The sequence below is a fragment of the Inquilinus sp. OTU3971 genome, from assembly GCF_038440215.1.
This window is the reverse complement of sequence record NZ_JASATH010000325.1, coordinates 1-4876: the sequence shown is the minus strand read 5'-3', so window position 1 is coordinate 4876 and position 4876 is coordinate 1. Positions and strand designations below refer to the sequence as shown.

Below are 4876 nucleotides of genomic sequence, written 5' to 3'. Positions count from 1 at the left end.
CCCCCCCCCCCCCCCCCCCCCCCCCCCCCCCCCCCCCCCCCCGGGGGTGGGGGGACTCAAAGAAGACGATGCACGGGTATCGTCATCCTCGTGAGAGGGGAGACTAGAAGAAGCGATCCTCAAGAGAAGTCCCCCACCTCAATACCCACGGTCGGTCACGCTCTGCGCGGTGCGGCGGATGGCGTCGCGGGCGGCGGGGTCGCGGTCGGCGATGGTCTCGAACAGCATGTCGACGATCACCAGCTGGCTGATCTTCGACGCCAGCGCCCCGCCGGTCAGCGGCGTCTCCGGGGTCGAGGCCAGCAGCACCACGTCGGCCAGGGCGGTCAGCGGGCTCCTGGTGCGGTTGGTGATCGCCGCCAGGAAGGCCCCCGCCTCCTTCGCCAGCGTCGCGGCGCGGACCACGTCGAGGGTGGAACCGGAGCTGGAGACGGCCAGCGCCACGTCGCCGTCGCCCAGCGCCGCCGTCGCCATCGCCGCCATGTGCGGGTCGTCATGCACCACCGCCTGCAGCCCGACCCGGGCCAGCTTGTACTGGGCATAGCGGGCGGTGATCGCCGAGGCGCCGACGCCGAACACCAGCACGCGGCGGGCCGTCCTGAGGCGGTCGGCCACCGCCTCCACCGCCGCCGGGTCCAGCAGGTCCTCGGTCTGGCGCAGCGCATCGACGGCGCGGTCGACGATGCGGAACAGCGCGTGCCGTCCCGCCTCCTCCGCCCGCGGCGGCTGGGCCGAGGCCAGTTCGGTGGCCAGCGCCAGCTTGAAGCCCTGGAAGCTGGGGAAGCCCTGCTCGCGGCAGAAGCGGATCACCGAGGCCTCGGAGGAGCCGGAGGCCTCGGCCAGCTCGGTCACGGTCTGCGACAGCACCCGCTCCGGCCCCTCGAGCACATAGTCGCCGATCCGGCCCAGCGCCGGCGACAGGCCGGGATTGGCGGCCCGCAGGCTGGCCAGCACCTTGCGCCCGATGGTCGAAGCCTCTGTCATGGCTGCATTCTACCCCTTTACCGCGCCGGCGAGCATCGCCCGGCCGAGATAGCGGTAGCTGACCAGGCCGAGCAAGAGCGGCGGCAGCACGCTGAGCATCATCGCCGCCGCGGTGGCGCCCCATTTCACGCCCCAGGAGGTGATGAAGAAGGTGGCGCCGACCGTCACCGGCACGGCGTTGCGGGTGGTCAGGATCAGGCCGAACAGGAACTCGTTCCAGCTGTAGATGAAGCTGAGGATGGCGACCGCCACCAGCACCGGCCGGGCCAGCGGCAGCACGATGTGGCGCAGCACGGCGAAGGTGGAGGCGCCGTCGACCCGCGCCGCCTCCTCGATCTCCTGCGGCAGGTCCTGCAGGAAGCCGACCAAGAGGATCAGCGCCAACGGCAGGTTGATGATGCAGGAGATCAAGGCCAGGCCCAGCCTGGTGTCGAGCAGGCCGAGCGCCTGGTACAGCAGGTAGAAGGGGATGGCGAAGATCACCAGCGGCAGGGCGCGCAGGTTGGTGACCACCGGCAGGATGGTCTTGGTCCCCTTCCCCAGCCTGGCCATGGCGTAGGCGGCCGGCACGCCGAGGCCGAGCGCCAGCACCGTGCCGCCGAGGGCGATGACGGTCGAGTTCATCAGGTAGCGCGGGAAGTCCAGCGCCGGGTCGGTCAGCACCGTGCCGTAGTGCTCGAGCGTCGGCGCGAACAGCCAGACCGGCGGGTAGGCGTTGATGTCGAGCGTGGTCTTCAGCGAGGTCAGCAGCGTGACGATGACCGGGATGTTGAGGATGAGGACGGCGAGCAGGAACACCACCCAGCGCAGGCCTGAAACGAGGCGCGTCATCCCCGCGAGCCCCTCAGCATCTGCGCCATCAGCAGGCGCAGCACCACCACCGAGGCCAGGAGCAGCAGCATCGAGGCGGCGACGGCGGGGCCGATCCGCTCCTGCTGGAAGAAGGTGCGGTAGATGTAGATCGACAGGCTCTGGGTCAGCGTGCCGGGGCCGCCGCCGGTCAGCACATAGATGTGGTCGAACACCCGGAAGCTGTCGATGAAGCGGATGAAGCCGGTGATCGCCAGCGCCGGCACCATCAGCGGCAGGGTGATGCGGCGGAACACGGACCAGGAGCCGGCACCGTCGATCCGCGCCGCCTCCACCAGCTCGCCCGGGATCGCCTGGTAGGCGGTCAAGAGCGCGAGGAAGGCGAAGGGCGTCCATTGCAGCACCTCGATCACCGCGACGGTGGTGAAGGCCCAGTCGACGCCCAGCAGGTTGCCGGAGAAGCCGACCAACTGCAGGTATTGCGGGATCACCCCGACGAAGTCGTTCAGCATCAGCCGGTACATCACGCCCAGCAGCGCCGGCGACACCATCATCGGCAGCAGCAGGAACGCCATCAGCCAGCGCCGCTTGGCGATCAGCGGGTCGAGCGCCAGCACCAGGGCGAAGCCCAGCACCAGTTGCACCGCGGTGACCGCCACGGCGAAGCGGGCGGAGAAGCCGACCGCGCCCCAGAAGGCCGGGTCGGCCAGCACCGTCCGGTAGTTGTCGAGCCCGGCCCAGCGCGGCGACCACAGGCCGGTGAAGCGCACCTCGCTGACGCTGTAGACCAGGTTGGCGACGGCCGGGAAGCCGAGCAGGAGCGCCAGGAACAGCAGCAGCGGCCCGAGCAGCCACAGCCCGTCCCAGCGCCCCTCATAGGGCCTGCGCCCGGCCCCGCGCCCGGCCGTCGTAGCCGCCATCAGCCCTTGATCCGCTCGGCTATGCCCTCGGCGACCTGCTTCAGCGCGGTGTCGAGGTCGATCTGCCCGGCCCAGAAGGCGGAGAATTTTTCCGCCAGCACCTCATAGACCGGCACAGCATAGGCGGCGGTGCCGCCGGTGACGACGAAACCGAAGCGGTCGACGAAATCGCCGACCAGCGGGAATTCCGGCCGGGCCGCCGCCATCGCCTTCAGGATCTCCGGCACCGGCGGGGTGCCGCCGGCCTGGGCGTAGACCGTCATCGCGTCCTTCGTCGCCAGCCAGGCCAGGACCTTGCCGGCGTCGGCCTTGTTCTTCGATGCGGTGTTCAGGCCGATGCCGAGGGAGTGGACGTGGCTCTTGTGCCCGGCGCTGCCGGCCGGCATCGGGGCCAGGCCGACCTTGCCGGCGACCGTGGGCGACTTGGCCGGATCGTTCAGCTCGTTGAAGGCCGCGTTCCACTGCAGCATGGTGGCCGCCTGGCCGGCCTGGAAGGCGGCGTTGGCCTCCGGATACTCGTAGCTGATCGACCCCGGTGGCGTGGCCTTGGCGTCGATCAGGGTCTTGTAGACCTGCAGCCCGGTGCGGGCGGCCGGGCCGTCGATCGCCGGCTTGCCGTCGGCCAGCCAGTCGCCGCCATTCGACACCAGCGTCGCCTGCCACAGCATGATGTTGAAGATCAGGTTCTTCATCTGCAGCACGGTGCCGAAACGGGTCGGGCTGTCCGGGTTGTCGGCGGCGCTGAAGAACAAGGCGGCGGCGATCCAGTCGTCCCAGCTCCAGTCGTCGGGCGCCTTGGGCTGCATCTCGCGGCCCAGCTTCTCCTTGGCGATCTCGGCGTAGCGCTTCCGCCACTCCGGGTCGGACAGCAGCCGGTCGACCAGGTCCTTGCGGTAATAGAGGAAATGCACCGAAATGTCGGTCGGCACGCCGTACAGCTTGCCGTCGAAGGTGAGGGATTGCAGCGACACCGGCGCGAAGGCGGCCTTGGCCTCGGCCGGGACCTGGGCGTCGATCGGGTCGAGATAGGGCGCGTAGCGGCCGAGCGTGTAAGTGGTGACCAGGGCCAGGTCGAACTCGCTCGACCCCGCCGCCAGGTCCGCCTGCTCCTTCTCGAAATAGCCCTGGCGGCTGAACAGCAGCTGCTTGACGGTGATGCCGTCGGCCTGGCCCGGCCCGGCATTGTAGACGTCGAGCACCTTCTGCATCGCCTCGCTTTCCGGCCCCGGCCAGAACAAGAGCGTGACCTCGCCCGCCATGGCGGCGGAGGACAGCAGCGGCAGGGCCAGGCCGGCCAGCAGGGTGTTGCGCAGGATATTCGTCATGGTTTGCCCCCTGTTTGTCTTGATTGAAGGACCGCCCTCAGCCCGTGCCGAGAGCGTCGAGGAACCAGCGCGTCACATGTTCCGGCCGGGTGATGGCCGAGCCGGCGACCACCGCATGCGCCCCCGCGGCCAGAGCCGAGGCGGCATGCTCCGGCGTCCGCACATTGCCTTCGGCGATCACGGTGAAGCCGTCGGCGGCGAGGTCGGCGACCAGGGCCAGGTCCGGCTCGGTCGGCTCCGGCCCGGCGACATAGCCGGCGAGGGTCGAGGCGACGATGTCGGCGCCGGCCGCCGCGGCCGTCCGACCCTCGGCGCGGGTCGAAACATCGGCCATGGCGATGCGGCCGTGGCCATGGATGCGGGCCACCAGCGCCGGCACCGACACCGGCCGGATGCGGTCGGTGGCGTCGAAGGCGATGATCTCGGCGCCGGCCTCGGCCAGCGCGTCGACATCGGCGAGGTGCGGCGTGATCCGCACCGGGCTGTCGGCCAGGTCGGTCTTGACGATGCCGATCACCGGCACCCCGGCGATGCGGCAGACCGCGGCAACGCGCTCCACCCCCTCGATCCGCAGGCCGGCGGCGCCGGCGCCGACCACGGCCCGAGCCAGCGCCACCACGAGCTCGGTGCGGTCGAGCGGACCGCCCACCACCGGCTGGCAGGACACGATCAGCCGGCCGCGCAGGCGGCCGAGGACGGCGGAGACAATGGCGGCGTCGGTCATGCCACCATGCTAAGGATGATTGATGATTTTCATCAAGATGAAATTATAGGATGAAAAATTCCTTCATCACTGACGCATCTCGACCCGATGTCGGGTTAGCGACCGCGAACCCG

Annotated in this window: 5 protein-coding genes; all 5 read right to left on the bottom strand. The window is 70.0% G+C overall.

The genetic code is table 11. The features are described from left to right. Window positions 1-138 precede the first annotated feature (138 nt). The 5 genes from AAHM41_RS38890 to AAHM41_RS38870 are packed head-to-tail and all read right to left on the bottom strand — an operon-like array spanning window position 139 to window position 4763. A complete protein-coding gene (locus tag AAHM41_RS38890) occupies window positions 139-984 on the bottom strand; it encodes a MurR/RpiR family transcriptional regulator (protein ID WP_342242001.1) in 846 nt (281 codons plus the stop codon). A gap of 9 nt (window positions 985-993) precedes the next feature. Next, window positions 994-1815, bottom strand: a complete 822-nt coding sequence (locus AAHM41_RS38885; protein ID WP_342242000.1) for a carbohydrate ABC transporter permease — start codon at window positions 1813-1815, stop codon at window positions 994-996. Beyond that, complete coding sequence (locus tag AAHM41_RS38880; protein ID WP_342241999.1) at window positions 1812-2714, bottom strand: carbohydrate ABC transporter permease; 903 nt, start codon at window positions 2712-2714, stop codon at window positions 1812-1814. The genes AAHM41_RS38885 and AAHM41_RS38880 overlap by 4 nt, the downstream gene beginning before the upstream one ends. Then, the gene (locus AAHM41_RS38875) at window positions 2714-4039 is read right to left on the bottom strand and encodes an ABC transporter substrate-binding protein (RefSeq protein ID WP_342241998.1); all 1326 of its coding nucleotides are present in this window, start codon (window positions 4037-4039) and stop codon (window positions 2714-2716) included. Before AAHM41_RS38875 ends, AAHM41_RS38880 begins: the two co-directional genes overlap by 1 nt. A gap of 37 nt (window positions 4040-4076) precedes the next feature. Beyond that, the gene (locus tag AAHM41_RS38870) at window positions 4077-4763 is read right to left on the bottom strand and encodes an N-acetylmannosamine-6-phosphate 2-epimerase (protein WP_342241997.1); all 687 of its coding nucleotides are present in this window, start codon (window positions 4761-4763) and stop codon (window positions 4077-4079) included. Window positions 4764-4876: the final 113 nt, after the last annotated feature.